Here is a 24,167-nt window from a genome sequence, read left to right on the forward strand (position 1 = left end):
AATCTTACTTTTCTAATTAATCATCTAAACTACAAAAACGAGTTTATTACTTTTAGTAATTCATCTCCATACTTTTCAAGCTTCTTTTCACCCATTCCCCTTATATTCATAATCTCCTCTTCAGTTCTAGGTTTATTGTTTGCTATTTCAATTAATGTTGAATCTGAGAAAATTATATATGGACGAATATTTTCTTTAGTTGCTTTAATCTTTCTCCATGATTTTAATGCATTATAAAGTTCTTTATTTATTATTTCATCTTCACTCTTTTGAAGCTTCATAAGAACCTTCTCTTCTGATTTTAAAACTTTTATAGATCTATTGTTTAGTATAAGCATAGAATACGTACCTGGCTTTAATTCAATATATCCTAAATCTATAAGACTTTTTATAAAATCTCTTATGAACTTAGAACTAAATTCCTTCATAAGAGCAAATGTTGTGACTTTATCTAATTCATATTGAAGTATCTTAGGTCCTTTAATCCCTCTTAATATATCAACTAAAACTGAGATACCAAACCTTTCCCTAGTTCTAAATACAGTTGATAAAATTATCTGAGCCTCTCTTGTGAAGTCTTGAATATCATCACTATTTAAACAGTTATTGCAGTTATTGCAGAAGCTCGTTACATACTTATTATTAAAATATTTTAATATAAACTCTCTATAGCAATCATCAGTTTCTGCATAGTCAACCATAGATTGAAGCTTGCGAAGTGCTATCTCTCTTCTATTCATTCCACTGCTTTTATTTATTAAAAATTCTACTCTCTTAATATCATCCCTTGAATAGAAAAGATAGCAATCACAATTCTCTCCATCTCTTCCCCCTCTGCCAATCTCTTGATAGTAAGTCTCTAAATTTTTAGGAAGAGTTGCGTGTACTATAAACCTTATATTTGATTTATCTATTCCCATCCCAAAAGCATTAGTTGCTATCATTACATTTTTTCTTTCAAAAAGGAAATCTTCCTGTGCAATCTCTTTATCACTATCTTTCATACCAGCATGATATTTAAGAACACTATATCCTAAATCCTCTAGTCTTTGATAAATAATTTCAACTTCTTTTCTTGATGAGCAATAAACTATCCCTGATTCATCTTCATGACTTCTTATAATATCTTTAAGCTCTTCCTCTTTGTCAATTTCCTTTAAAACTTCTATGCTTAAATTTGCTCTATTAACATCACCTAAATATATGTATGGGTTTCTAAGACCTAATAAACTTATAGAGTCTTTTCTAACCTCATCTGTTGCCGTTGCTGTAAATGCCGAAATAACTGGTTTATTTTTAAATCCTTCATAAAAAGGCTTAATATATCTATAACTCTTTCTAAAATCATGTCCCCATTCTGATACACAATGTGCTTCATCTATTGCTATATGAGAAATATTTAAATCTAAAATCATATTTTTAAAATAGTTTGATTCAAGCCTTTCAGGTGCAATATATATATGTTTATACATTCCAAGGGAAGCATCCTTTAATATTTCTTTTATTTCGTCATTTTTCAAACTACTATTTATATAAACGCCTGTTATACCATTTTCTCTTAAAGCATCAACTTGATCTTTCATAAGAGAAATAAGTGGAGAAATAACTAATGTAATCCCTTCAAAAAGAATTGCAGGAATTTGATAACAAATGGATTTTCCTCCGCCTGTTGGCATAAGGCAAAAAACATCTCTTTTATTTAAAATTGTATTTATAATATCTAATTGTCCTTCTCTAAAGCTTTCATATCCATAAAACTTCTTAAGGGCATGGTATGCTTTTTGAGTGTTATTCATAACCCTACTCTCTCTTTCTTTTAATTTAAGATTATTATACATTATTTCCTCATAAGGATAAAATATATAAATTACCTTAAAGTAAATTTATCATTTTGTAATGCATAATATTTATAGGGGGTGATTTTTTGATATCTTTACTATGCGGTTTTATTTTTCTTATAACTGGAATTCTTTTAACACTTAATCCACCAAGAAACAGAAATGGTGTTCTAGGTTATAGAACTTCTATGTCTATGCTTAATCAAGATACATGGAATGAAGCTCAAAAATATAGTGGTATGAGTATGAGCTTTTTCGGAATACTAAATATAATCTTCGCTCTTTGGTTTTATATACTTCCTATATCCATAAATGCCGATAAATTTCAATTAATTTTTTTCATTATAACTTCAGTATTGATGATATATTTAGATGAGCTTCACTTAAATAAATTATTTAATAAAGATGGAACAAGGAAATAAAATACTATAATTAAAAACGATAATAGAAATATTTCTATTATCGTTTTGACTTAATTTAAACAATTTTCATTAGACACTTATTTTAAGAAGCCCTTTAGAAACTTTAACTTTATATACTAAATAAGATGTAATTCCTTTTAAAGCACTTGATAACGCAATACTTAGCCATATTCCATTTACCCCCATATATCTTATAAAAAATAAAGACATAGGAATTCTAAGAAGCGTAAATCCTATACTTATAATAGCTGGTATTTTGGGCATTCCAAGCCCTGTAAAAAGACCATTTGATACCATTTCTATAGCACTAAAAACTTGAGAAAATCCTATTATTTGAAGATATGTGCTTGCTATTTTTATAGTGCTTTCAGATCTAATAAATAATTTTACTAAATAACTTGGCCATAAAATAAATGCAATAGCAATTATAGCAGAATATATTACTCCTATTTTTACTGCTGATTTATATCCTTCTTCTATTCTGTCATATCTTTTAGCCCCAAAATTTTGTCCAATAAAGCTTGAAACAGCTCCATTTAATCCACCTATTACCATATAAGTTATAGATTCAATTTGAAGCCCTATCTTCTGAGCAGCTATTGCATCCGCTCCAAATATAGCAATTATTTTAGCAATAATTATATTAACAAGAGTAAATAAAATTCTTTGAAAAGCCATTGGAAAACCAAGTCTTATTATTTCTAAAACTCTTTTTCTCTCTACTCCTAATTTAAAATCAAATTTAAATAATCCATTAGATTTTATCTTATACATAAAAAACATTATAATATTTGCAACTAATGTAGCAAGTGCTGCACCTACCACTCCAAACTTTAATATATAAATAAATATTGGATCTAATATTATATTTATACCTATTCCTACTGCATTTATTTTTAATGCAGTTTTATTATTCCCAAAGCTACCAAATATTCTTGTATATAATGAATTAAAAAATGTAAAAAACATCATAGGCGCACTAACTGCTAAATATAAATAGGATTGTCTTTCAACATAGGAATTATCAAGCCCTAAAAATCCTATAAAATTTTTACCTAAAAATAAAAGAGCTAATACATAAACTATTCCAATTACTGCATTTATAAATATTCCTGAATTTATATACCTTTTAACATTCTCAGTCTCATTCTTTCCTAATGAATGAGAAACCTTTATTCCAGTACCAATGACAACTAGTGCATTTATCGAATATCCTAGTCCTATATAAAAACTAGCTGATCCAATACTTGCAACAGCATCACTTCCAAGTCCTCCTACCCATAACATATCAACCAAATTATATGCAAATTGCAATAGTGAACTTCCCATTATTGGTAATGCTAAAACTGCCAAAACAGATATTACATTTCCTTTTGTCAAATCTACACCTTTCATATTTCCTCCATAATATTTTCTATATATTGAAGTTCAACTCTTAACTAAAATTTTATTTCATTATTTCTAATTCTATTTGTCAAATCTCTAATTTTCTCTTCTATTAATCTTGCAGTTTTTATAAATTCTTCTTTGCTTTTTCCAGTTGGATCATCTAGTCCCCAATCTTCAACATGTCTTGAAGGAAGATATGGACATATAACATTACATCCCATTTTTATAACTATATCAACTTCTGGAATATCACTTAATAATTTTGAATACTGACTTTTTTCCATATCAATATCATATAGCTTCTTAATCGCATAAACCGCATCTTGGTTTATGTTAGGTCTAGTCTCAGTTCCTGCTGAGTAACTTAAAAATATATCTTTACCATATAAATTTCCTAAAGCCTCTGCCATTTGAGATCTACATGAATTATGAACACATATAAATGCTACTTTTGGTTTCATATAATTTACTCCTTAAACAATTAATTTTTTTGTATCTTACAAATACATTCTTCTGTATCAGTTATTATATTCATTAGAAATAGTGCTAATCTATTTGTATTTACAGAATTTAAAGTATAATAATTCCATGTACCCTCTTTTCTTGCTACTACAAGATCACACTCAATTAAAACTTTCATATGATGTGATAATGTTGGCTGAGTAAAATTAAAATTTTCTAATATCTCACAAGCACATTTTTCTCCGCATGATAATATATCAATTATCTTAAGCCTATTTGGATCGCTTAATGCCTTAAATATTTTTGAATTAACTTCATAATCCTTTTCCATTTTCATCACTCCTTATATAGATAACTATCTATATATAATATAGATTATTATCTATGTTTTGTCACTATATTTCTTTAATATCAATCTCTTTACATATCATATATTGATAACTATAAAAAAGAGACAATTATTTTTGCCTCTTTTTTATATAATATATAGTTTTTATAATTCCTAAATAACCTTACTTACTTCCTCTGCAAATTTTTTAGTTATAAGCTGTGGCCTTGTGATAGCTCCCCCAACAACTACAGCATAAGCTCCAATCTCTATCGCTTTTCTTGCTTTTTCTGGAGTATCAAAGTTACCTTCTGCAATTATTTTCGCATTACATGACTCTAATAATCCTTTTAATACATCAAAGTTATTCATCCCTTTTGAGTGCTCATTATATCCAGTAAGAGTAGTTCCAACAAAATCAAATCCTAATTCCCCAGCTCTTATCCCTTCTTCTACAGTTGAAATATCAGCCATAAACTTTTGATTTTTATACTTTGCTAATACTTGTTTTAAAAATTCAACATCTTGATTTATTGTAGCATCAAGTGCTACAACATCAACTCCTACGTCTACTAATGCATCAACTTCTTTCATAGTAGGTGTTATATAAGATTTCATACCTTCATAATCTTTTTTTATAATTCCTATTATAGGTAGATTTACAACCTCCTTAATAGCTTTTATATCTTCCACACTATTTGCTCTAATACCTACAGCGCCTCCAATTTCTGCTGCTACAGCCATTCTACTCATAATAAACGAGCTATGTAGAGGCTCATCTTTTAATGCTTGACATGATACTATTAATCCTGAATTCACAAAAACCCCACCTTATATTTTTTCTTATAAATAGTATATTTGAAAATTATTTTTATTTTTAAATCATTAAAGAAAATTATTTTCTTAATCACATAATACCATAATAAGTTATTTTTTACAATATTTAAATTCTCCTAAATAATTACACTTTTCATTTAATTTTATGTTATAATTTTACATATATTGATAATACAAGGAGGTTATTATGAATAAAAAAACTGCTATTATAAATATAACTCTAATTTTCATTGCACTATTTGGACTTAAATTTGCTCGTCCTATTTTCTTCCCAAATTTTACTGAGTCTATTGATAAGAAATGGGGAATGGAGATACCTGCTCCATCCGAGGAATCTCAAATTGAAAGTTCAAAAGAAGGTAATAACAGCGAAAAATCCTTATACAAGCTTACCTATAATAGTGAATCTGATTTAGAAAAAATTAAGACATCTTTTAATTGGGTATTTAAAGATGATACTGAAGAATTTATACCTGTAGATATTATGGAAGTTATAGAAAGTGATAATGAAAATTCTAGATACTTTTATAAAAGAGAAAAAGATGATATGATTGCACTTTCATTAGATAATAATGTATTAACTGTATATCAGACATATAAATAAATGTTCTTTAAAGTTTAAAAAACATCCTCTAAATATTAACATTTATATACTATAATATAAATATATAGAAAGTAATTGTTTAATTGGTAAGGGGGAGATTTTATGAATATTATAAATTCTTTTACTGACTTTTTAATTTCTATAACTATGATTTTAGTTGGCTTAATTTTTATAATTAAACCACCAAAATTTAATGAATTTTACGGATATAGAACCACATATTCCATGAAGTCTAAAGAAGCTTTTGAATTTGCTAATAACCGCTTCGGTAAACTTTGGCTTATATTTGGTATAATTTCCTTTATATTTATTATTGCTTTAAAGAACTCTTTAACTCTAAATTCAGAACTTACGTCAATTATATGTATGATTATATCTTTATTTGATATGTTTATACCTCTAGTATTAGTAGATAGAGAGCTTAAAATTAATTTCACCAGCTCAGGAAAATTTAAAAATTAATTAAATATAAAAAGCTAGAATAGTGATTTGCTACTCTAGCTTTCTTAATAACACTTTATTTAATTCATATAATAAATATATTGTTACTATTACAACAAAATATGTAAGCCATAAACTAAAATTATATCTATGCCAAAATACTGTATCCATTAATCTAATATTCGCCCCAATATGATACCAGTCAATTACTTTTAATGTTAATACATCATTTCTTACTTCATCTTCAATGAATTCTCCTATAACTACAAAGTCAATATATTTTTTATTTCCTAGTTCAAACGTTGATATCTCCTTATACGGAACATTTCCTATAAGATTTATTTCAGAATAATTTATATCTTTTATTCCATTTACACTTGCATATGATTTTATATAAGCTGCACCTTTAACAACACTTGGTATATCAGAACCTTCTTTATATTGAATTATTAAATTCACTTTAGTCTCATCAAAGTTTTTTAAAGTAAACTCTTTTTTGTACGGAAGAAAAGGAACTGTAAAAAGTATAATTAATAACATTATATTTAAAATAATTTTTTTCACTTAATAGGCTCCTTTATAATTAATTTAAAGATCACTAATAATAGTTTAGTAGTCCTTTGTATAATTATATAAAGTTTACCTATTAATTATTAACTATTTTCTATAATTCTTATATTAAACTTTCCACTTTATTTTTATGCTAAGAACATCATCTATTTTCTCTGATGTAATCTCATGACCTTGTCTTTCTACTAATATTTTTGTTATTGCAAGACCAAGACCTGTATTTTGCCCCGTTCTCATTCTATCTCCAGTAAAGAACCTATCAAATATCCTCTTTGCATCATCTGCATCAAGGTCTGGTGCCTTATTTGAAAATTCAGTAATAATATAATCATCATGTTTTTTTAAGTTGATTTTAACTTGCCCTTTTGAGTGCTTTAATATGTTTTGAATCATATTTGTAAAAATACGATTTATTGCTTTCTTATCCCCATATATTAATGGGATATTTTCATCTATTTCTACAATTGGTTCAAGTCCTTTTTTGCTTATCTCATCATAAAAAGCTGCTATAAGTTCACAAAGTATATTACCTATATTAACTTTTTCCATATCTAAAGTATACTCATTTGCCTGTAATCTTGATAAATCATAAAAACTTGAAATTAACTCCTTTAAAACCTCAGCTCTCTTTTCTACTATATCTAAATATTCTGCCTTATCTTCATTTGATATATTGGAATCTTGTAGAAGTTGTATATATCCCATTATAGATGTTAATGGAGTTCTTAAATCATGGGACATATTTGCAATCGCCTGTCTAAGTTCTAAATCAAGTTCCCTATGCTTTTCATCTGTTTTTCTTCTATCATCTATAGTCTTATTAATTTGAAGTACAAGTTCTTCAATATACTTATCAGGTGCTGGTATTTTAAGCCTTGTATTACTCTCCATACTATTTAAATCTTTAAGTTTTTCTGTTACTGATTTTATATTGCTTATCTTTAATCTATAAAGGGCAAATATAATACATAATAAAATTACTAATATTATAATTATTAAATCTTTCATCATATCTCCCCTCTATCTTAATCTATTTTATTTCTCTATTTTTAAATATAGTTAATCCTAGTCCTGTAAAGACTATAGTCCAAAATACACCTAAAACAATAGCATAAATCATTTGCTCATTAGTTGCTGACATATCAACTAATGGAATAAGTGCATATTGTATTGATAAATATTTTAAATTTTCAAATATACTTGAAAATGAACTTAATATACCAAATGCTATTGAAAGAGCAACTGGCACAAGATAGTATGCTAGATATACGCTTCCTTTTCTAAGCATAACTACTAATAAATCTATAAAAGATAATAAAGCTATATATATAGGAATGACACATAGACATCTTAATAAAAAGCTCTTAACATATACTCCTAAATTATCTCCTGATGGCAATAAAAATAATCCTATAAATAGTGCTATTAAGCATACTGCTGATGTAATTAATCCCATTATTGTTTGAACTATAAGTTTTCCTATATAATACTTACTTCTTGATATATCTGATGACATTATATTTTTCAAGGTTCCATATCTATAATCATCTAAAAATACTGAAGTAAATACAGTTAAAAACATAGCTATAACAGGGAATACTCCACCAATTCTATCTAAAATAAATCCTTTAGTCGCCATATCACTTTCAACACTATTAAATGATAAACAAAGTAAAATTAACCCCGTTGCTAAGACCGTATTAATTACATAAATTAGAGGTAACTTAAATTGCTTATATAGCTCAGCTTTAATAAAATTAAGCATTATTATCACCACCTCCAATTAGATTTATAAAGTACTCTTCTAGGCTAGTACCCATGGTTTGTAATGAATAAACCCTTATTCCATTTTTAATTAATTCTTGATTTATTATATATGGCTCATCTAAAAAATCATATACTCTTATAAATCCATTATTTAAAACATCATAAGAGGAACAATTTAGTGATTCTAATATAACGCATGATTTCTCTACATTATCAACTTTTACTGATATATAATTTTTACATTTATCATTTAGATATTTAGCTGAAATTTCCTCAATTAATATACCATCATTTATAAAGCCATAACATGTTGCAAGTTGAGATAATTCTCCAAGTATATGACTTGAAATAAGTATTGTTGTATTTTTCACTTTATTTAATTTCTTAAGTACATCTCTAATTTCTTTGATTCCCATAGGGTCTATTCCATTTATAGGCTCATCTAAAATTAAAAATTCTGGATCTCCAAGCATTGCTAGTGCTATTCCAAGTCTTTGTTTCATCCCTAGGGAGAATCCTTTTACCTTTTTATCTTTTACTTCATTTAATCCAACTAAATTCAATAGCTCCTCTATACATTCTTTATTAGGTATACCTTTTTGAATTCTATAATACTCTAAGTTTTGTCTTGCAGTAAGCTTTGGCATAAAAGATGGAGTCTCAACTATTGCTCCAATTCTTGAATGCTCTTTTATTCTATCTTCTACTCTGACCTTATCAAATAATTCAATCTCTCCATCACTTTCATTTGTTAATGATAAAATCATTCTTATTAACGTAGTTTTACCTGAACCATTCTTACCAACTAAGCCATAAATATCACCTTTTTTTATGGTCATATTTATGTTGCTTACAGCTGATTTATTTATATAATTCTTACTTAAATTTCTTGTTTTAAGTACAATTTCATTCACTTTCTTCATCCTTTCTTAAACTCTCATTCTAATCTAAATTTTATTCTTACATTATTGTAAGATATAAACACCAATATAAATTAAAGAAAATCTTAAGAAAGCATTAAATTATTCCATTTTAAAACCTATTCCCCAGATAGTTTTTATATAATCATTTTCTTTATCTACAGCAGCAATCTTAGAACGTATATTACTAATATGTACATTTATAGTATTATCATCCCCTAAGAATTCATCCTTCCAAACTGATTCAAAAAGGTTAGCTCTAGTAAAAACTTTATTTGTATTACTCATTAAAAGTTCCAGTATTAGATATTCTTTTGCTGTAAGTGCTATAAGCTCATCATTTACCCTAACTTCTATAAGTTCTTTATTTAAAGTTATATTTTTATGTTTTAAAATCTTACTCCCTTCTTTATGACCACTTGAAAAACGTTTATACCTTCTAAGCTGTGCATTAACTCTAGCAACAATTTCATTTACATCAAATGGTTTTGATACAAAATCATCTGCACCTATATCTAGAGTATTTATTTTATCATCTTGCCCTGTCTTTGCTGAAATTACTATAATAGGCATATCCTTTGATTTCCTTACCTTTTCAATAATTTCTTCTCCGCTCATACCTGGAAGCATTAAATCAAGCAAAAGCAAATCAAATTCATATAGTTCTATACACATTCTTCCTTCTGAACCTGAAAAGGCCTGTGTTACATCATATCCTTCTTTAGTTAATATTCTATATATTAATCCATTTATATCTAAGTCATCCTCAACAATTAAAATTTTTCCTTTTTTATTTTCATCCATAATAACACCTCATCTACTCAATAATTAGTAATATAATATCAAATTTTTTCTTTATAAAAAAGTTTCACAATATATTTCAATATGTATATCTTATATAATTAAAATAATATACTACTAATATTATAACCCTATTTATCTTATAATTATATAACTTCAATCCCTATAGTATATATTGTTTATATATCTGCAAATAATAATCCTAAAGTTAAATTTATATTTATATGCTTCTTTAAAGGAGGATTTATAATATTATGAGAAGATCATGGATTGTTGCAATAGTTATAGGGCTCTTAGTTTCAATAATAGGATTATTTTTTGTATTTGAGCAAATTCAAAAACCAGATAAATTAGTAAACTCTTCTACATCAAAGGATATAACTTATATGACATCAACAGAATTTAGTTCATTGCTAAGTAAGGATAATGGTAGTGACTATAATGGGAAAGTATTTGAAATTACAGGTGAAGTTAATATGGTTATTCCTGAAGAGAATCAGCTAATAATAAAGGGAATGGTTAAAAATATAAAAGTTAAACTCCAAAAAAATCAAGATTTAAGTGGGCTAAAAGTTGGATCTTTTGTTGCAATTAAAGGGATTGCAAAAGCTCCTATAAGTAATGATGGTTTAATTGAACTTAAATCAGCAATAATTAAAGTCAAATGATATAAATTAAACCTAGATAAAAATATTTTATCTAGGTTTAATTTTTCTTATACTATTTTTCATATCCATTTACTATTACATCAATTTTTCCAGTCTCAGGACTAATTGCAATTCCATGTACTACAACGCCCTCTGGCATTAGTGGATGATTTTTAATAACTTTTACACTATTCTTAATTGATTCTTCTATTGAGTCAAATCCATGTAACCATTTCTTTATATTAATTCCTGAATTAGAGATAGTGCTTATAACCTCTTTAGATATACCTCTATTTTCTATTTTATCTAATAAATTATTAGTATCTAAGTTGCACATACCACAACCATAATGCCCTGCTACAATAACTTCATCTGCCAAAAATTCATATATAGCTACTATTATACTTCTTGAAATACTACCAAAAGGTTGCATTACTGTTGCACCTGCATTCTTTATTATCTTTGCATCTCCATTTTTAAGATTCATAGCCTTTGGAAGTAACTCTGTAAGTCTTGTATCCATGCAAGATAATATTACTAACTTCTTTTTTGGATTTTTTGATGTTATATATTCTTCATATTCTTTATTCTCTACAAAAGCTTTATTATATTCTAATATCTCATCTAATTTACTCATACATATTACCTACCCTTTATATTTTTAAATATTATATCACAATATACATGTTATATATTATATATTTCTTAAAAATTCCAATATTCAAATCCTTTTATTACCTTATTAAAAATATTAAAGCAACAAAATAATAAAAGATGCAAAATTATAAATCCTGCATCTTCTCCTTACTATAATGTTAGACTTTTCATTTTGCTTACCCCATTATATACCTCTATTATATTACTTAGTATTAACTTTTCATCCAAACTATGAGAGCTATGAATATAATCTTTTAATTTACTTTCATATTCTTTCCCATCTCTTTCTTGCTCTTCCCTTAGCCCCTTAAATGCAATTTCTAAATCCTTATTATTTCCATTGAATTCAGTAAGTCTTATATATAACTCGTGTATACTACAAACTAAATTCCTCTCATTTATAATAAGTTCTGCAATATTATCATCTTTTCTTATGTTATTGGCTTTTAATCTTTCTTCTATAAAAGAAGTAACTATGAATAAATTATTCATTTTGTCTCCTCTTTTATCTCTATATGCATCTTTAAGACTATCTATCATTTCTTGTACTACATTCATATACATAAGTCTTAAACTCTCTATATCTTTTTTAATGCTATATGGCAGTATAAATTTATTTATTAAGATAGCAAGTATAGCACCTAAAATAACAAATAATATTCTATTTATAGCCAGAGTATTAGCATCCCCTAAAATAGCTGCTGAACCTATTGCAGATACAGTTACACATATCATATTATATTTATACTCTTTCATATATCCGCTTATATAACCACTTATCATAAGAATTAAAGTTCTCTCTACAACACCTTTAAATACATAGAAAAGTATTTCTACTATAATAGCACCAATAATTGTAGCAATTATTCTATCCTTTGTTTTTGTCTTTGATACTTCATAAATAGGATTTACTAATGATAAAACTGTAAATACAATCCATCTTCCCTCTTTAAAATGGAAGTAATCCATTATAAATGCACCTATTGTTATACCTATTGCAATACGTACTGCATAAGAAAATTTTGCTGATCTTGATTTATAATCAGATTCTATGTTATGTTTTAACTTAAAGTTATTAGGTATTTTTTCTATCTTATTTATTAGATTATAGTGATCTTTACCTAGCTCTTTAAGTTCGCCTAATGCTTCATATATAAACGAAATATTATTTAATATCTTAAGGGTAGTTAAATCTTCTATATCCTGTCCATCATCATTTTTTATTGAATTAATAACATCATCATTTATAGTGTTTTCATCATTTAGATACCCTCTAAATTTTATTAAAGATGTTTCTATATCTGATATAATCTTTTCATTATTAGAATAATCTAATTCTTCTAGTAATATAGATATTTTCTCTAAAGCCACTGATATATTTAATTTTATTCTACTCTCTTCTGTTAAATAAAAATTTTGCTCTCTTTTATTATATATAATATTTCTAAAAGCACCTAAGCTAGTCCTTATATTCTCATCTAAGTTTTCATCTTTCTTATTTAAAAGACCATCTTTTATTTTTTCTATCATATCATCACAAGCTTTTACTAATAGCTTGTTTCCCTTTTTTAGTACATTATCTCTATTAGCTATTAATTGAACTATCATAATTATAATAGCACCAACAACAAGTGATAAAAATCTCATAGGAAGTTTATCATCACTAACTGGATTTACTAATAAAAATAGATACTGAAGTGAGAATGGTAAATATACTGGACTCCTTAGGTTATAACATAAAGAATAACTTAAAACAAACATCATAATAAAATTAACTGGAATAGCTATCCACATATTCATGCTGGCAATTGTTGCAGCTAATCCTATACATACATTTAATATAATCAGCAATGCAGTATTTTTAATTGGTGATAAAGTCAAATCCTTTTGTAGTAACATGAGCATTGCTGTTGCAGTTGTTACACCTATTAGAGTATTCTCATCTCCAAATATACTTTTAAAAGCAATAACAAAAGCTACAATAAATACAAATATTATAGTTTTTGATATAACTAACTTTTTATTCATAGTTCATACACCCTTTCCATGTATAGTACAACTTATACAAGAAGCAATTTTACTCCTAAAATATATACTTTTCAATTAAAAGGATTATATTTTTTACAAAGTTCATATTATTTCAAATAATAAAGACGAAATTGTTAACAATTTCGTCTCTTAAATACTTTATTTTTTCTTTGGCAGAACAATACCTTTATATAATTGAACTGTAATAAAATAATACAATAAATATATTGCTCCAAATATTGATAATGATATCCATATATGATAGTAAGGATGTAATAATAATATTTTAAACATCTGCATACCTATTAATACATGTGCTATACCAACTATGGCTGGAATTGCATATATAAATAATATTTCTTTATATATTGATTTGATTAGTAATTTTTTACGAACGCCTATTTTTCTAAGCATTTCATAACGTTTAATATCTTTTGATGCCCCTGTTAATATTTTAAACATTAAGCAGCTTGCCATCATACCAAGGAATGCAACACCTAAGAATAGACCCATAAAGACCATTCCACTTGTCATTGCATAATATTGAGTATAAAACTCATATTTACTAAATATATCATTAGTCTTATATCTTAATTTTTCAATATCATCTATTTTCTTAAAATTATCTAAGTCTTTAATAAAGTCATTAGTTTTTACAATAACAGCTTTATTTACATTACCTTTTATTGAATTAAATTTCTTCTCGTCAACTACTTTTATTTTCAAATCTGAATCAGTATATCTATTCTCTATATTATAGAAAAAATTTAACCACTGATTATCTTTTTTACTTTTATCATAAACACCATTATTTATAATTAATTCTGACTTTATTTTACCACTATATGTGATATTACCCATCATATCTCTTTCTAATATAATTGGCTTATTCTTTAATAAATCATTTGAAAGATAATATACAAATTCCTTATCTTTCTTATACCTATATTCTAATTTTTCTTTAGTATCTAATTTGCTTAATATATCATTTTCTTGTGATGTTGGATTATTTAAAACTACATCATAATACTCAGATTCCTCAGCTATAAATTTTGCGTTGTTTTTAAATGCCATACCACTAGAAATTGCTCCAGCAGATAATGCTATTAACATTGCAACAGTTGCTAACACTTTAGTAAGTTCTTTTACACGGAAACTTAATTGAGAAAGAGTAAATACATTTAATCCTTTTTCTTTTATATGTTTATTTTTAAGTAATGTATCAATAAGTATAGGAACAAATGCCATAAATAATAAATATGTTCCTGCTGTTATAGTTATCATTCCTATAAATAATCCTGCTATCATAGTTACTTTAATATTAATTATAGCTGCATATCCAATAACTAAAAGTATAATAGCTAAAATAGCTTTAACCACTGAATTCATTGGTTTGACTTTTACATTATCTGATTCATCTTCTGCATGTAATAATTGAAGAACAGAGGATTTAAATAACTTAATTGAATTAAATATTGCTGCAATTAAAAATAATATTATAAAGAAAATACATGTAATTGATATAGATGGCATATAAAATGGATAGTACTTTCCACCTTCAAAATTTAGTTGTGTTATTAACATATAACTAATTATCTTAGAAAGTACAGCTCCAATTATAATACCAATAACTAATGATACTACTCCAATTACTAATGTTTCTATAAACATTATAAGTGTAACTTTCTTCTTTTTTGCACCTAACATCATGTACATTCCAAATTCTTTTTGCCTTAATAAAAGAAGGAATGAGTTTGCATAAATTATATAAAATATTGTAATTATAGCAAGTAATACAGAACCTATTTGAAATACTGACATTATTGAATTAATGATAGAATTTGATTTAACAAATTCCTCATTTAATGCAAGTGTCTGAAACATATAAAATATTGAAATTGCCATTACAAGACCAAAAAGTAAGACTAAGTAATCTTTAAACTTACTTTTTACTCCTGACATTGAGAGTTTTAATAACATATTACTCCTCCCCATGCTTTATAGTAGTATCCATGTTAGCTACTATATCTAAAATTTCTTTATAAAATTCATCTTGACTTGATTCCTTCTTTAATTCATTAAAGATTTTCCCATCTCTAATAAATAAAATTCTATTGCAATAACTTGCACTATAAGCATCATGAGTAACCATTAATATAGATACTTCTTGCTCTTTATTTAAATTTGTCATAGCTTCAAGCATACTTGTTGCATTTTTAGAGTCAAGTGCTCCTGTTGGCTCATCCCCTAATATTATAGCTGGATTATGTACAAGTGCTCTTGCAGCTGCTGTACGTTGCTTTTGTCCACCTGACACCTCTGTTGGATATTTTTTTAGTATATCTAAAATATCTAAAGTTTTTGCAACTTCGTTTACTCTCTTTCCAATTCTCTTTGATGACATTCCTTGAAGATATAGTGGCAATGCTATATTTTCATAAAGTGATAGATTCTCTAAAAGATTAAAATCTTGAAATATAAATCCTAAATTTTGTGATCTAAAGTCTGATAATGCATCTGCATTCATATGAGTTATATCTGTCCCATCAATTCTAACTACACCACTTGTCGGACTATCTAATGTAGATAAAATATTTAAAAGAGTTGTCTTACCTGAACCAGATGGTCCCATGATTCCAACAAATTCTCCTTTTTCCACTGAAAGTGAAATACCATTTAAGGCATAAAATTTATTATCATTTGTTTTTCCATATACTTTTTTTAAATCTCTTACGTCAACTACAGGTTTCCCCATTTTAACGCCTCCTTTTTTTGCTTTTCATTTCTATCTCATGTTATCACCTTCACTTTTTATTACATATTGATTAATCTTTCACTTATCTTACAGTTTTGTAATCATTCTCTTTAGATACAGTCTATTCCGTAGTTTAAGTTAATTTGAAATGACTAAAATCTTATATTATAACCAAAACTAACATTAAGATTGGAGTGATTTTATTGACAGATAAATTTATTAAAATAAATGATAGTATGATTTCCGAACTTTCCTCTATACTTTCGAAAGAATTTTCCTCATCTCCTGTTGTTAGCTATATATTTCCTAATGAATATGATAAAAATATAGTTCTTCCTCTTATTTTTGATAGACTCCTTAAACTTTATAAAGATATTGGAGTTACATATGTAACATCAATTGATATGGAAGGTACTTTTTCTTTAGTTAATTTTGATAAAAAAAATAGTATTTATTATGAATCTTTAGTTAGCGCTCTCCCTAATATACTAAAAGCCACTTTAAATATTGATATAGCTGAGACAATAAGTAGATTAATTAAAGCAAAAGATACGTTACTTAAAGTGAAAGATTATATTAATTTTAAAAATAGTTATATATTTATATCTAGTATTGCTTCATCTAATAAGGATAACAAGGATAGTTTTTTAAGAGATATGTTAGATTATTTAACTAAGGAATCTTATGATAAACAGGCTCCACTTATTGTTGAGACTGAAACTGAAGAAATGGTTAACTTATATAGAAGCTATGGCTTTAAACTTTCTAGGGAGTTCACATTAGATACCACCGATATTAATATTTTTTTACTTACCTATAATCCTAAAAAGCCTAAAAAGCCTAAAAGAAAACAATCTAATGTTTATTAAAAATAATAAAATAAGATAAGATGGTATGCCATCTTATCTTATTGACTATATATTCTTTATTGTATACTTATTGATTTTTCTTTATATATATTCTTAATGCCTTAATAACTAAAATAAGTGCATATATCCCAATTCCCCACACTGTTAACATTACTAATAATTGTATTAATAAAATCATACTATTCATAAAATTCCCTCCCTTACATTTTCCCATCAATCTCAATTTTACCATTTAAAGTAATACAAGTATATTAATTTATATGAAAAAAAGACTATATTACTTAAGTAATATAGTCTAGTATACTAATAAAATTATTCTCTAATTTCTCTACTTGTATCTATAGTCTTATGTTGACTAATTGGTCTAACATTAAAGTTTGATCTATATTCTGTTTCTGCCCAGAATATATTATCAGCAACTAAAGCTTCTGGATTTAATTTTACTCCGTCTAAAATTATTTCCTTAAACTTATGATATCCTGCTCTGTCTATTAAATGTCCACCATGTAAATATTCCGGTTTATAATCCAAAGCCCATGCAGAGAACTTTTGCCAATTTCCGAATATTCCAAGTACAACTTCCTCTGTTGCAAAGTTAATGAATGTCTTACCCATTCTTGGAGTTTGCTTTCCTGATCTTCCTCCAATAACTATTCTGTAGAACTTTTCTGGCTTTCTAGTCCATGCACTTGCTGGACATGCAAGAACACATTCTCCACAACCTACACAACAACAAGGATCTTTATCTACAGTTCCATTCTTATTCATGCTTAATACTCTAGTTGCATGATGTTCACATGCTCTAACACAAGCTCCACATCCAATACATCTTTCTGGATGATATTCCATTCTGGCCTGTCCTATAACACCAAAATCTTGGAAATGTCCTTTACCACAGTCATTTGGGCATCCTGAAACTGATACCTTTATATGATAATGTGAGGGGAATACTAGCTTTTCAATTTTTGTAGCTAATTCCTTTGTATTAACATTTGCTTTTATACAATGTGTATTACCAATACATGCCATAACATTTCTAGCACCTATTGTTGGATAACCATTTTTATCGACTTCCATATCACAGTTACATTCATCTACTTCAACTTCTTTTAAGTAATTTTCAATATATGCATTTACTGCTTCTATATTTTCATACTTTATTCCTGGAATATTAAAAGTTTGTCTCATACCAACGTGGAAAGTACCATTTCCCCATGTTTCTGCTATCTCTTGAACAGTAGTTAAATATTTAGCATTTACCGTTCCTCCTGGAATACGCATTTGAAGCATGAATTCGCCAGGTACTTTAGATTGACGATAACAATTAATTCTTACTTTTTTAATATCTATATCATGATTCATATATAACACTCCTCTAATCTAATAATGCTTTCGCTTTAGTATAATTAAATACAGGTCCTTCAAGACAAACATAAGTTTCATCTATTCTGCAATGTCCACATTTACCAACGGCACATGACATCTTTCTTTCAAATGATACCCATATTTTTTCTTCAGGAACTCCAAGTTTTAAGAATCCTAATGCTGTAAAGTGCATCATTATTGGAGGTCCAACTATAACTACTTCATAGTTATCAGCAAATTTATTAAGTGGAAGTTTTTCTAAGTGAGTTGTAACCAGACCAGTTTCCCAATCCTTTTTAACTCCTGAATCTAAAGTATAGATAGTATTAAATGCTTCTTTCCATAGCTCCAATTCATTTTTAAATAATATTCCACTTTCATCTTTAAATCCGAATATTAAGTTTAAGCTCTTAACATAGCTTGGAGTATTGTAGAATTTATTTATCATACTTCTAACTGGTGCAACTCCTGTACCACCAGCAACTATAACAATATTTTTATTTTTAAACTTTTCTATTGGCCAGCCTACTCCATAAGCCCCTCTTAAAAATAGAGTGTCTCCTGGCTGTAAATTAAAGATAGCGTCTGTAACTTTACCAACTGCACGTATTGTGAAATCTAGATACCCATCTCCAAATCCACTAACTGATATTGGAGCTTCTCCTATTTTAGGTATTGATAATTGTAAAAATTGCCCATGTTCTGGAACAATATCAGTTTCTACTCTAAATGTATATTCTGAATTGCTTTCTTTATTTATGCTAATAATTTTACATGGTTTTGGTGTTAATACATTATTACTCATTATCATTACCTCCACAAATTTCATTAACTGCTTTTGTAACTTTATTTATTGTTGCTGTAATTGATATATTTTCAGGACATCTATCTGTACATCTTCCACAACCAACACACATATGGCTGTTTCCAAATTTTTCTTTATAATCATGAATCTTATGAAGTACTTTATATCTCATTTTGTCTCCTAAAGTATTTCTAAATTTATGTCCTCCAGCCATTTCATCAAACCCATCTACATGACATGAAGCTTGTACCCTTCTTCTTTCTCCAACATTTGCATTTTCATTGTATACAATATCTCTAGTTGTAAAGCATGTACAAGTACTACAAGCTAATGTACAACTTCCACATCCTATGCATCTCTTGTTGTATTCTTCCCACATTGGATGTTTCTTTAGCTTTTCAATAACTTCTTTATCTTTTATATCTGGTAGTGTTACTTTTGCTTTATTTTCTTTTATAAACTCAAGTATAAATTCTTCTTGTTTTTCATCTTTAAAGTAATCTTTAAATTCTTCATCATTTACATTAAATAAAATAGCATCTTCTAAAAATCTAACTGCTAAGCTATAATTATCTGTTTTATTACTTCCCATAGTTGTACAGAAACATGTATCCCAACCTTCAACACATTCCATACATACAAATTTAACCTTATCTCTCACTCTCTTATAAAACACATCTTCAAAATTACCATTTTCAAGATATATTTTATCTTGTCTTTCTTGAGCGTTAATATCACAAGGTCTTGCAAATATTAATATTTTTTTATTATGCGGATTTTTGCTTTCTCTAAATTCATCTTCTGTAAAATAGTATAAAGTTTGATTTATTGGCGTTATTACTTCTTTTACAGGATATGTAGATTTTTCCTTATAAACTATTTCTTCTACTGAGTTTACTTCTGCGTAACGAATTATATCAGTATCTGAATACCTTCCTTGTTTTTCAAATCTTTTTGGTGCATAAATTTTGTACTCTTTTTTTAATTTTTCAAACAAATCATTAACTTTTTGGAATTCTAACTTGTATCCCATATTTTTCCCTCCGAACTATCTTATTTAATCTAAACACACAATTGTCTTTTTTTTGACAATCTTATACTTTGATAATACTACCGTGATGCTTATAATTCCAATCCTTATTTTTTATAATAATGATAAGTAAAAACCTATTAGAGAATTTTATAAAAAAACTATCAAATTCTTCAACCTAAAAATTTGATAGTTTTCTATATTCTCTATTTAATTATTTCACTTTCAACTTTCGCAAGACCAATTCTATCTATAACTTCTGCAAATCTCTCTTTTGTGCTTGCGTTTTTTTCATAGTAGCTTATTACTTTTTCTACTACTTCAATTAATTCATTTTCTTTAAATCTTCTTTTCATAGGTAAAGCTAATCTTGCTTGTCTTCCAAGTCTACCACCTAAAAATATCATATATTCTACCTCTAAGTTTGATAAGTTTCTAACTGGAAGTATTGATAAATCATTACTTTGAGCCTTTCCATAACTATTTACACATCCGAATACTCCAATTTTAAATTTTCCTGGAAGTATTCTTCCAAAGAATCTATCCTCTATTTCAATAGCAAGTTTATTTGTATCTATAAGACCATGTGTACAAACAGACCCTTTACATGCAATTACAGCCCTAACACTCGGGCCTCCTCCTCCAATTCTGAGTTTCTTCTCTTTTGCTTCTTTAATCACTTTCTCTATATCTTTTGCCTTTATATACGGAATCTCTAAAGTTAATCTACTTGTAAGACTGAGCTCCCCATTTCCATATTCTTCAGATAAATTTGCTAGCTCTATCATTTCATTAGCTTTAAAATATCCAACTTTACTTAAAAATCTTATAGTAAAATACCCATCTTGTTTTTGAGCTATTATTCCTCTTGCTTTAAGTAATGCTTTTTCTTCAACCGTTAAATTATTACTCATATTAACTTCTCCTTCGTAATACTATAATTCTTAACTTAATTATACAATTCAAATTTATATAAGTAATATATAGTTTTTTTATATTAATAATAAAATTTACCTATATGTTTATATAAGTGAATTTCTATATACTATACTAATATTATTTATATAGCTATTATAAATAAAAATAAAGTTAGGTAAATTTAGCGTTTACCTAACTTCATTTAATAATCTTTATATATAAACTATTAATACAGCTCATATATATCTGATAATTCTAATTCAACTTTTTGCATACCTGAGTTAAAGGAAGGTATTATTACAATCTCTTCATTGTCTAATTTAACATTAGGTAAAAATATATTAAATGTAGTTCCTTTGTTAACTTCACTCTCTACTAATATATTTCCATCATGTATTTCAACTAATGATTTAACAATGCTAAGTCCAATGCCACTTCCTTCAGTCTTTCTATTTAACGATTTATCAACTTGTACAAATCTTTTAAAAATAAGATTTTTCATAGTCTCTGGAATTCCTCTTCCCTCATCTCTTACCTTTATATCTACCCACTCATCATTTGATGTTATATTTACAAAAATAGTTTTATTCTCATCAGTAAATTTTATAGAATTAGAAAGTAAATTTAACATTATTCTTTCTATTTTTTCTGCATCACACTTTATGATTAATTCCTCAATATCTGTATCAAAAATTATATTTATGTTTTTTATCTTAGCATAGGATAATACAGATAAAGTAACACTTTCAATAAGATCCACTATATTTAAATTTACGAACTCTCCTTCAACTGATCCAACCTCAAACTTTGTAACATCAATAAGATTATTAACAAGTCTAAGCATTCTATAACAGTTCAATTTTAATACCTTTTTATATTTTATATAGTACTCCTTAAAAGCATTTACATCACTATTTTCCATTCCATCAAGTAGCTGCAGCGTTGAATATATTATATTTATTGGTGTTCGAAGTTCATGTGATAAATTTGCAAAAAACTCATTTTTAGACTTCTCATATGCCTTTATTTCATTATACTTATCGTTTAATTTATCATATTTATTTTTTTGAGTTAAATCCTTAGAAATTATTATATTCTTTACATCTAACTCATTATCCTCACTTATATTTCTACATATAGACTGAAGCTCTATCGCATTATCTCTAGAATCAATTCCTATGCAGTTAAACCTTCTATTTACTTCTTTAAATATATTATCTTTATCATATGAAGAAACTAATTCACTATAATTTTTATTAATTAAGTCATCATACCTATATTTAAAAGTTCTTATTGCAGCTTTATTTGCATATTCTATAGAACCATCAGCAGATAATCCAATAATAATATCTTGTATATTATCATTTATTGTTCTTAAAAGCTCTTCTTTCTTTCTTAATTCTTCTGTTAATTTATATTCTTTAGTTATATCATTAAAGGCTATAAAAAAATATACTTCTTTATTATATACAATTTGCTTTATATACACGTCCATAACTTTATCTAGTTCTTTTAATATAATATTCCCTTTCCAGAACCCAATATCTTTTATGCTTTTATATACATCAGTAAAATTAAGCTCTTCTGCATATTTACAAAATATTTTATTTAATTCTTTGTATTGATACTCTATCTCACTTTCACTACAATAATTATTTATTATTGTTTTATTTGCATAAGCTACCTTCCACTCACTATCAAATAACAAAATATTATTTGTGTAATCAAATTCTGTTATATAATAAAATATATTTAATTCATTTTCTAATCTTTTGTTTCTATTTATTTCTTTTATTATCTCTATAAATAATCCCGATATAATTACTATATTTGCTATCGTAGTTAAGTAAGTTAGCGAATAGTAATTTTCTTGAATATAATGTATGCTTGGATATCTAGCAGAATATAAAAAATACATTCCTCTTAAAATTAATAAACACATACTTGCAATTACACAAGTATATACTATTTCAACTTCTTTTAGGCTTTTTTTAGCTAATAATATATTAGATATTATATATCCTATAATTATAATTATTATAATTATAGGTACAATTATATTTAGATAACCTAATGTCTCATCGCTCATAAGTAACTTACTTATTTTAATATCTAATATTGAAAATATAATAGTTAATATAGAGACTATTATGCTACTTTTAATTTCATTCTCTATAAAAAAAGCCTTATTTTTGCTTATTACTCTAGTTAAAAGAAATAATCTAAATGCTGGATTAATTATTTGAATAAATGAATGATTGACAACATCATTATTTAACCCCATTAATGAACTTATAAATAAATTCAAATAAAATAAAGATATTACAAAGAAATTATACTTTTTATTACTAAAATAGTAAATCAAGGAGCTTATGTATGCCATAATTCCAATTATTAAATTTAGTTGTACTACCCCATATGAGTATACTGTTTTATTACTAACCAGAATATCTCTCTTATATAATAAATCTTTAAATATATATAGAAATATTATTACACTTGCAACAAAAATTATCGCTAAAACCAATGTTATAATCTTCTTTTCTCTCAACAAATTTTTCTCTTTATTAGCTAAATATAACATTTTTCCCCTCCATACCAAATCACCTTTATAATAACATCTTTTGTTACTAATTTGTATCTTTTTGTGTAATTTCTGTTAATTATATTTAATGTTATCGATTAAAATAGAAAAACAGTATGATTAATCATAC

24 protein-coding genes are annotated in these 24,167 nt (G+C 26.6%); 5 read left to right on the forward strand and 19 right to left on the reverse strand.

Features of this window, described 5'->3' with window-relative positions; translation table 11 throughout:
- Positions 1–29: 29 nt before the first annotated feature.
- Positions 30–1,796, reverse strand: coding sequence for a DNA helicase RecQ (gene recQ, locus ACQPUW_RS10110; protein ID WP_430838083.1), 1,767 nt, complete (start codon positions 1,794–1,796; stop codon positions 30–32).
- A gap of 128 nt (positions 1,797–1,924) precedes the next feature.
- Between recQ and ACQPUW_RS10115 the strand changes: the two genes are divergently transcribed.
- A complete protein-coding gene (locus ACQPUW_RS10115; protein WP_430837370.1) occupies positions 1,925–2,260 on the forward strand; it encodes an SdpI family protein in 336 nt (111 codons plus the stop codon).
- A gap of 69 nt (positions 2,261–2,329) precedes the next feature.
- Here ACQPUW_RS10115 and ACQPUW_RS10120 read toward each other — a convergent pair whose 3' ends face one another.
- The 4 genes from ACQPUW_RS10120 to ACQPUW_RS10135 form a co-directional block, all read right to left on the reverse strand.
- Positions 2,330–3,655, reverse strand: coding sequence for an MATE family efflux transporter (locus ACQPUW_RS10120; protein ID WP_430837371.1), 1,326 nt, complete (start codon positions 3,653–3,655; stop codon positions 2,330–2,332).
- A 44-nt stretch (positions 3,656–3,699) separates the two neighbouring features.
- Positions 3,700–4,110 carry an arsenate reductase ArsC gene (locus tag ACQPUW_RS10125; RefSeq protein WP_430837372.1) on the reverse strand — a complete coding sequence of 137 codons (411 nt, stop codon included), beginning with the start codon at positions 4,108–4,110 and terminating at the stop codon, positions 3,700–3,702.
- A 20-nt stretch (positions 4,111–4,130) separates the two neighbouring features.
- Positions 4,131–4,442, reverse strand: coding sequence for an ArsR/SmtB family transcription factor (locus ACQPUW_RS10130; protein ID WP_430837373.1), 312 nt, complete (start codon positions 4,440–4,442; stop codon positions 4,131–4,133).
- A gap of 171 nt (positions 4,443–4,613) precedes the next feature.
- Positions 4,614–5,258, reverse strand: coding sequence for an N-acetylmannosamine-6-phosphate 2-epimerase (locus tag ACQPUW_RS10135; protein WP_430837374.1), 645 nt, complete (start codon positions 5,256–5,258; stop codon positions 4,614–4,616).
- 205 nt (positions 5,259–5,463) lie between these two features.
- On the opposite strand from ACQPUW_RS10135, the gene ACQPUW_RS10140 reads away from it, so the two are divergent.
- Both ACQPUW_RS10140 and ACQPUW_RS10145 read left to right on the forward strand, forming a co-directional pair.
- The gene (locus tag ACQPUW_RS10140) at positions 5,464–5,880 is read left to right on the forward strand and encodes a hypothetical protein (protein ID WP_430837375.1); all 417 of its coding nucleotides are present in this window, start codon (positions 5,464–5,466) and stop codon (positions 5,878–5,880) included.
- 102 nt (positions 5,881–5,982) lie between these two features.
- On the forward strand, positions 5,983–6,342 hold the full coding sequence (locus ACQPUW_RS10145; RefSeq protein WP_430837376.1) for an SdpI family protein: 360 nt from the start codon (positions 5,983–5,985) through the stop codon (positions 6,340–6,342).
- A 30-nt stretch (positions 6,343–6,372) separates the two neighbouring features.
- Here the strand turns inward: ACQPUW_RS10145 and ACQPUW_RS10150 are convergent, their stop codons facing one another.
- The 5 genes from ACQPUW_RS10150 to ACQPUW_RS10170 all read right to left on the reverse strand — a co-directional run bounded on the left by ACQPUW_RS10150 (position 6,373) and on the right by ACQPUW_RS10170 (position 10,382).
- On the reverse strand, positions 6,373–6,885 hold the full coding sequence (locus ACQPUW_RS10150; protein ID WP_430837377.1) for a hypothetical protein: 513 nt from the start codon (positions 6,883–6,885) through the stop codon (positions 6,373–6,375).
- 114 nt (positions 6,886–6,999) lie between these two features.
- On the reverse strand, positions 7,000–7,899 hold the full coding sequence (locus ACQPUW_RS10155; RefSeq protein ID WP_430837378.1) for a sensor histidine kinase: 900 nt from the start codon (positions 7,897–7,899) through the stop codon (positions 7,000–7,002).
- A gap of 22 nt (positions 7,900–7,921) precedes the next feature.
- On the reverse strand, positions 7,922–8,656 hold the full coding sequence (locus ACQPUW_RS10160; RefSeq protein ID WP_430837379.1) for an ABC transporter permease: 735 nt from the start codon (positions 8,654–8,656) through the stop codon (positions 7,922–7,924).
- Positions 8,649–9,572: an ATP-binding cassette domain-containing protein gene (locus tag ACQPUW_RS10165; RefSeq protein WP_430837380.1), complete on the reverse strand. Its 924-nt coding sequence runs from the start codon at positions 9,570–9,572 to the stop codon at positions 8,649–8,651. Before ACQPUW_RS10165 ends, ACQPUW_RS10160 begins: the two co-directional genes overlap by 8 nt.
- Before the next feature lie 108 nt (positions 9,573–9,680).
- A complete protein-coding gene (locus tag ACQPUW_RS10170) occupies positions 9,681–10,382 on the reverse strand; it encodes a response regulator transcription factor (RefSeq protein ID WP_430837381.1) in 702 nt (233 codons plus the stop codon).
- Between the two features lie 251 nt (positions 10,383–10,633).
- Here ACQPUW_RS10170 and ACQPUW_RS10175 point away from each other — a divergent pair, with 251 nt between their 5' ends.
- Entirely contained in the window at positions 10,634–11,047 is a 414-nt protein-coding gene (locus tag ACQPUW_RS10175; RefSeq protein ID WP_430837382.1) for a hypothetical protein, read from the forward strand.
- Between the two features lie 52 nt (positions 11,048–11,099).
- Here ACQPUW_RS10175 and ACQPUW_RS10180 read toward each other — a convergent pair whose 3' ends face one another.
- The 4 genes from ACQPUW_RS10180 to ACQPUW_RS10195 all read right to left on the reverse strand — a co-directional run bounded on the left by ACQPUW_RS10180 (position 11,100) and on the right by ACQPUW_RS10195 (position 16,466).
- Complete coding sequence (locus ACQPUW_RS10180) at positions 11,100–11,663, reverse strand: beta-class carbonic anhydrase (RefSeq protein WP_430837383.1); 564 nt, start codon at positions 11,661–11,663, stop codon at positions 11,100–11,102.
- Between the two features lie 170 nt (positions 11,664–11,833).
- Positions 11,834–13,711 (reverse strand): FUSC family protein, encoded by a 1,878-nt coding sequence (locus ACQPUW_RS10185; protein WP_430837384.1) that lies wholly within the window; start codon positions 13,709–13,711, stop codon positions 11,834–11,836.
- 159 nt (positions 13,712–13,870) lie between these two features.
- Complete coding sequence (locus tag ACQPUW_RS10190) at positions 13,871–15,691, reverse strand: ABC transporter permease (RefSeq protein WP_430837385.1); 1,821 nt, start codon at positions 15,689–15,691, stop codon at positions 13,871–13,873.
- Between the two features lies 1 nt (position 15,692).
- On the reverse strand, positions 15,693–16,466 hold the full coding sequence (locus ACQPUW_RS10195; protein ID WP_430837386.1) for an ABC transporter ATP-binding protein: 774 nt from the start codon (positions 16,464–16,466) through the stop codon (positions 15,693–15,695).
- A gap of 203 nt (positions 16,467–16,669) precedes the next feature.
- Here ACQPUW_RS10195 and ACQPUW_RS10200 point away from each other — a divergent pair, with 203 nt between their 5' ends.
- Positions 16,670–17,335, forward strand: coding sequence for a hypothetical protein (locus tag ACQPUW_RS10200; protein ID WP_430837387.1), 666 nt, complete (start codon positions 16,670–16,672; stop codon positions 17,333–17,335).
- 312 nt (positions 17,336–17,647) lie between these two features.
- On the opposite strand, the gene asrC is transcribed toward ACQPUW_RS10200, so the two are convergent.
- The 5 genes from asrC to ACQPUW_RS10225 all read right to left on the reverse strand — a co-directional run bounded on the left by asrC (position 17,648) and on the right by ACQPUW_RS10225 (position 24,037).
- Entirely contained in the window at positions 17,648–18,697 is a 1,050-nt protein-coding gene (gene asrC, locus ACQPUW_RS10205; protein WP_430837388.1) for a sulfite reductase subunit C, read from the reverse strand.
- Between the two features lie 13 nt (positions 18,698–18,710).
- Entirely contained in the window at positions 18,711–19,505 is a 795-nt protein-coding gene (gene asrB, locus ACQPUW_RS10210; RefSeq protein ID WP_430837389.1) for an anaerobic sulfite reductase subunit AsrB, read from the reverse strand.
- Positions 19,498–20,538, reverse strand: coding sequence for an anaerobic sulfite reductase subunit AsrA (asrA, locus tag ACQPUW_RS10215; RefSeq protein WP_430837390.1), 1,041 nt, complete (start codon positions 20,536–20,538; stop codon positions 19,498–19,500). Before asrA ends, asrB begins: the two co-directional genes overlap by 8 nt.
- Positions 20,539–20,741: 203 nt before the next feature.
- Positions 20,742–21,449 (reverse strand): nitrite reductase, encoded by a 708-nt coding sequence (locus ACQPUW_RS10220; RefSeq protein ID WP_430837391.1) that lies wholly within the window; start codon positions 21,447–21,449, stop codon positions 20,742–20,744.
- A 230-nt stretch (positions 21,450–21,679) separates the two neighbouring features.
- A complete protein-coding gene (locus ACQPUW_RS10225) occupies positions 21,680–24,037 on the reverse strand; it encodes an ATP-binding protein (RefSeq protein ID WP_430837392.1) in 2,358 nt (785 codons plus the stop codon).
- Positions 24,038–24,167: the final 130 nt, after the last annotated feature.

Source organism: Clostridium sardiniense, assembly GCF_050584765.1.
In the GTDB taxonomy this organism is placed as follows: Bacteria; Bacillota; Clostridia; order Clostridiales; family Clostridiaceae; genus Clostridium; species Clostridium sardiniense_A.

Bases quoted from the DNA above. Each gene is read 5' to 3' on its own strand.
- recQ (WP_430838083.1), bottom strand. From the start codon at position 1,796: ATGAATAACACTCAAAAAGCATACCATGCCCTTAAGAAGTTTTATGGA.
- ACQPUW_RS10120 (WP_430837371.1), bottom strand. From the start codon at position 3,655: ATGAAAGGTGTAGATTTGACAAAAGGAAATGTAATATCTGTTTTGGCA.
- ACQPUW_RS10125 (WP_430837372.1), bottom strand. From the start codon at position 4,110: ATGAAACCAAAAGTAGCATTTATATGTGTTCATAATTCATGTAGATCT.
- ACQPUW_RS10130 (WP_430837373.1), bottom strand. From the start codon at position 4,442: ATGGAAAAGGATTATGAAGTTAATTCAAAAATATTTAAGGCATTAAGC.
- ACQPUW_RS10140 (WP_430837375.1), top strand. From the start codon at position 5,464: ATGAATAAAAAAACTGCTATTATAAATATAACTCTAATTTTCATTGCA.
- ACQPUW_RS10145 (WP_430837376.1), top strand. From the start codon at position 5,983: ATGAATATTATAAATTCTTTTACTGACTTTTTAATTTCTATAACTATG.
- ACQPUW_RS10155 (WP_430837378.1), bottom strand. From the start codon at position 7,899: ATGAAAGATTTAATAATTATAATATTAGTAATTTTATTATGTATTATA.
- ACQPUW_RS10160 (WP_430837379.1), bottom strand. From the start codon at position 8,656: ATGCTTAATTTTATTAAAGCTGAGCTATATAAGCAATTTAAGTTACCT.
- ACQPUW_RS10170 (WP_430837381.1), bottom strand. From the start codon at position 10,382: ATGGATGAAAATAAAAAAGGAAAAATTTTAATTGTTGAGGATGACTTA.
- ACQPUW_RS10175 (WP_430837382.1), top strand. From the start codon at position 10,634: ATGAGAAGATCATGGATTGTTGCAATAGTTATAGGGCTCTTAGTTTCA.
- ACQPUW_RS10180 (WP_430837383.1), bottom strand. From the start codon at position 11,663: ATGAGTAAATTAGATGAGATATTAGAATATAATAAAGCTTTTGTAGAG.
- ACQPUW_RS10185 (WP_430837384.1), bottom strand. From the start codon at position 13,711: ATGAATAAAAAGTTAGTTATATCAAAAACTATAATATTTGTATTTATT.
- ACQPUW_RS10190 (WP_430837385.1), bottom strand. From the start codon at position 15,691: ATGTTATTAAAACTCTCAATGTCAGGAGTAAAAAGTAAGTTTAAAGAT.
- ACQPUW_RS10195 (WP_430837386.1), bottom strand. From the start codon at position 16,466: ATGGGGAAACCTGTAGTTGACGTAAGAGATTTAAAAAAAGTATATGGA.
- asrC (WP_430837388.1), bottom strand. From the start codon at position 18,697: ATGAATCATGATATAGATATTAAAAAAGTAAGAATTAATTGTTATCGT.
- asrB (WP_430837389.1), bottom strand. From the start codon at position 19,505: ATGAGTAATAATGTATTAACACCAAAACCATGTAAAATTATTAGCATA.
- asrA (WP_430837390.1), bottom strand. From the start codon at position 20,538: ATGGGATACAAGTTAGAATTCCAAAAAGTTAATGATTTGTTTGAAAAA.
- ACQPUW_RS10220 (WP_430837391.1), bottom strand. From the start codon at position 21,449: ATGAGTAATAATTTAACGGTTGAAGAAAAAGCATTACTTAAAGCAAGA.
- ACQPUW_RS10225 (WP_430837392.1), bottom strand. From the start codon at position 24,037: ATGTTATATTTAGCTAATAAAGAGAAAAATTTGTTGAGAGAAAAGAAG.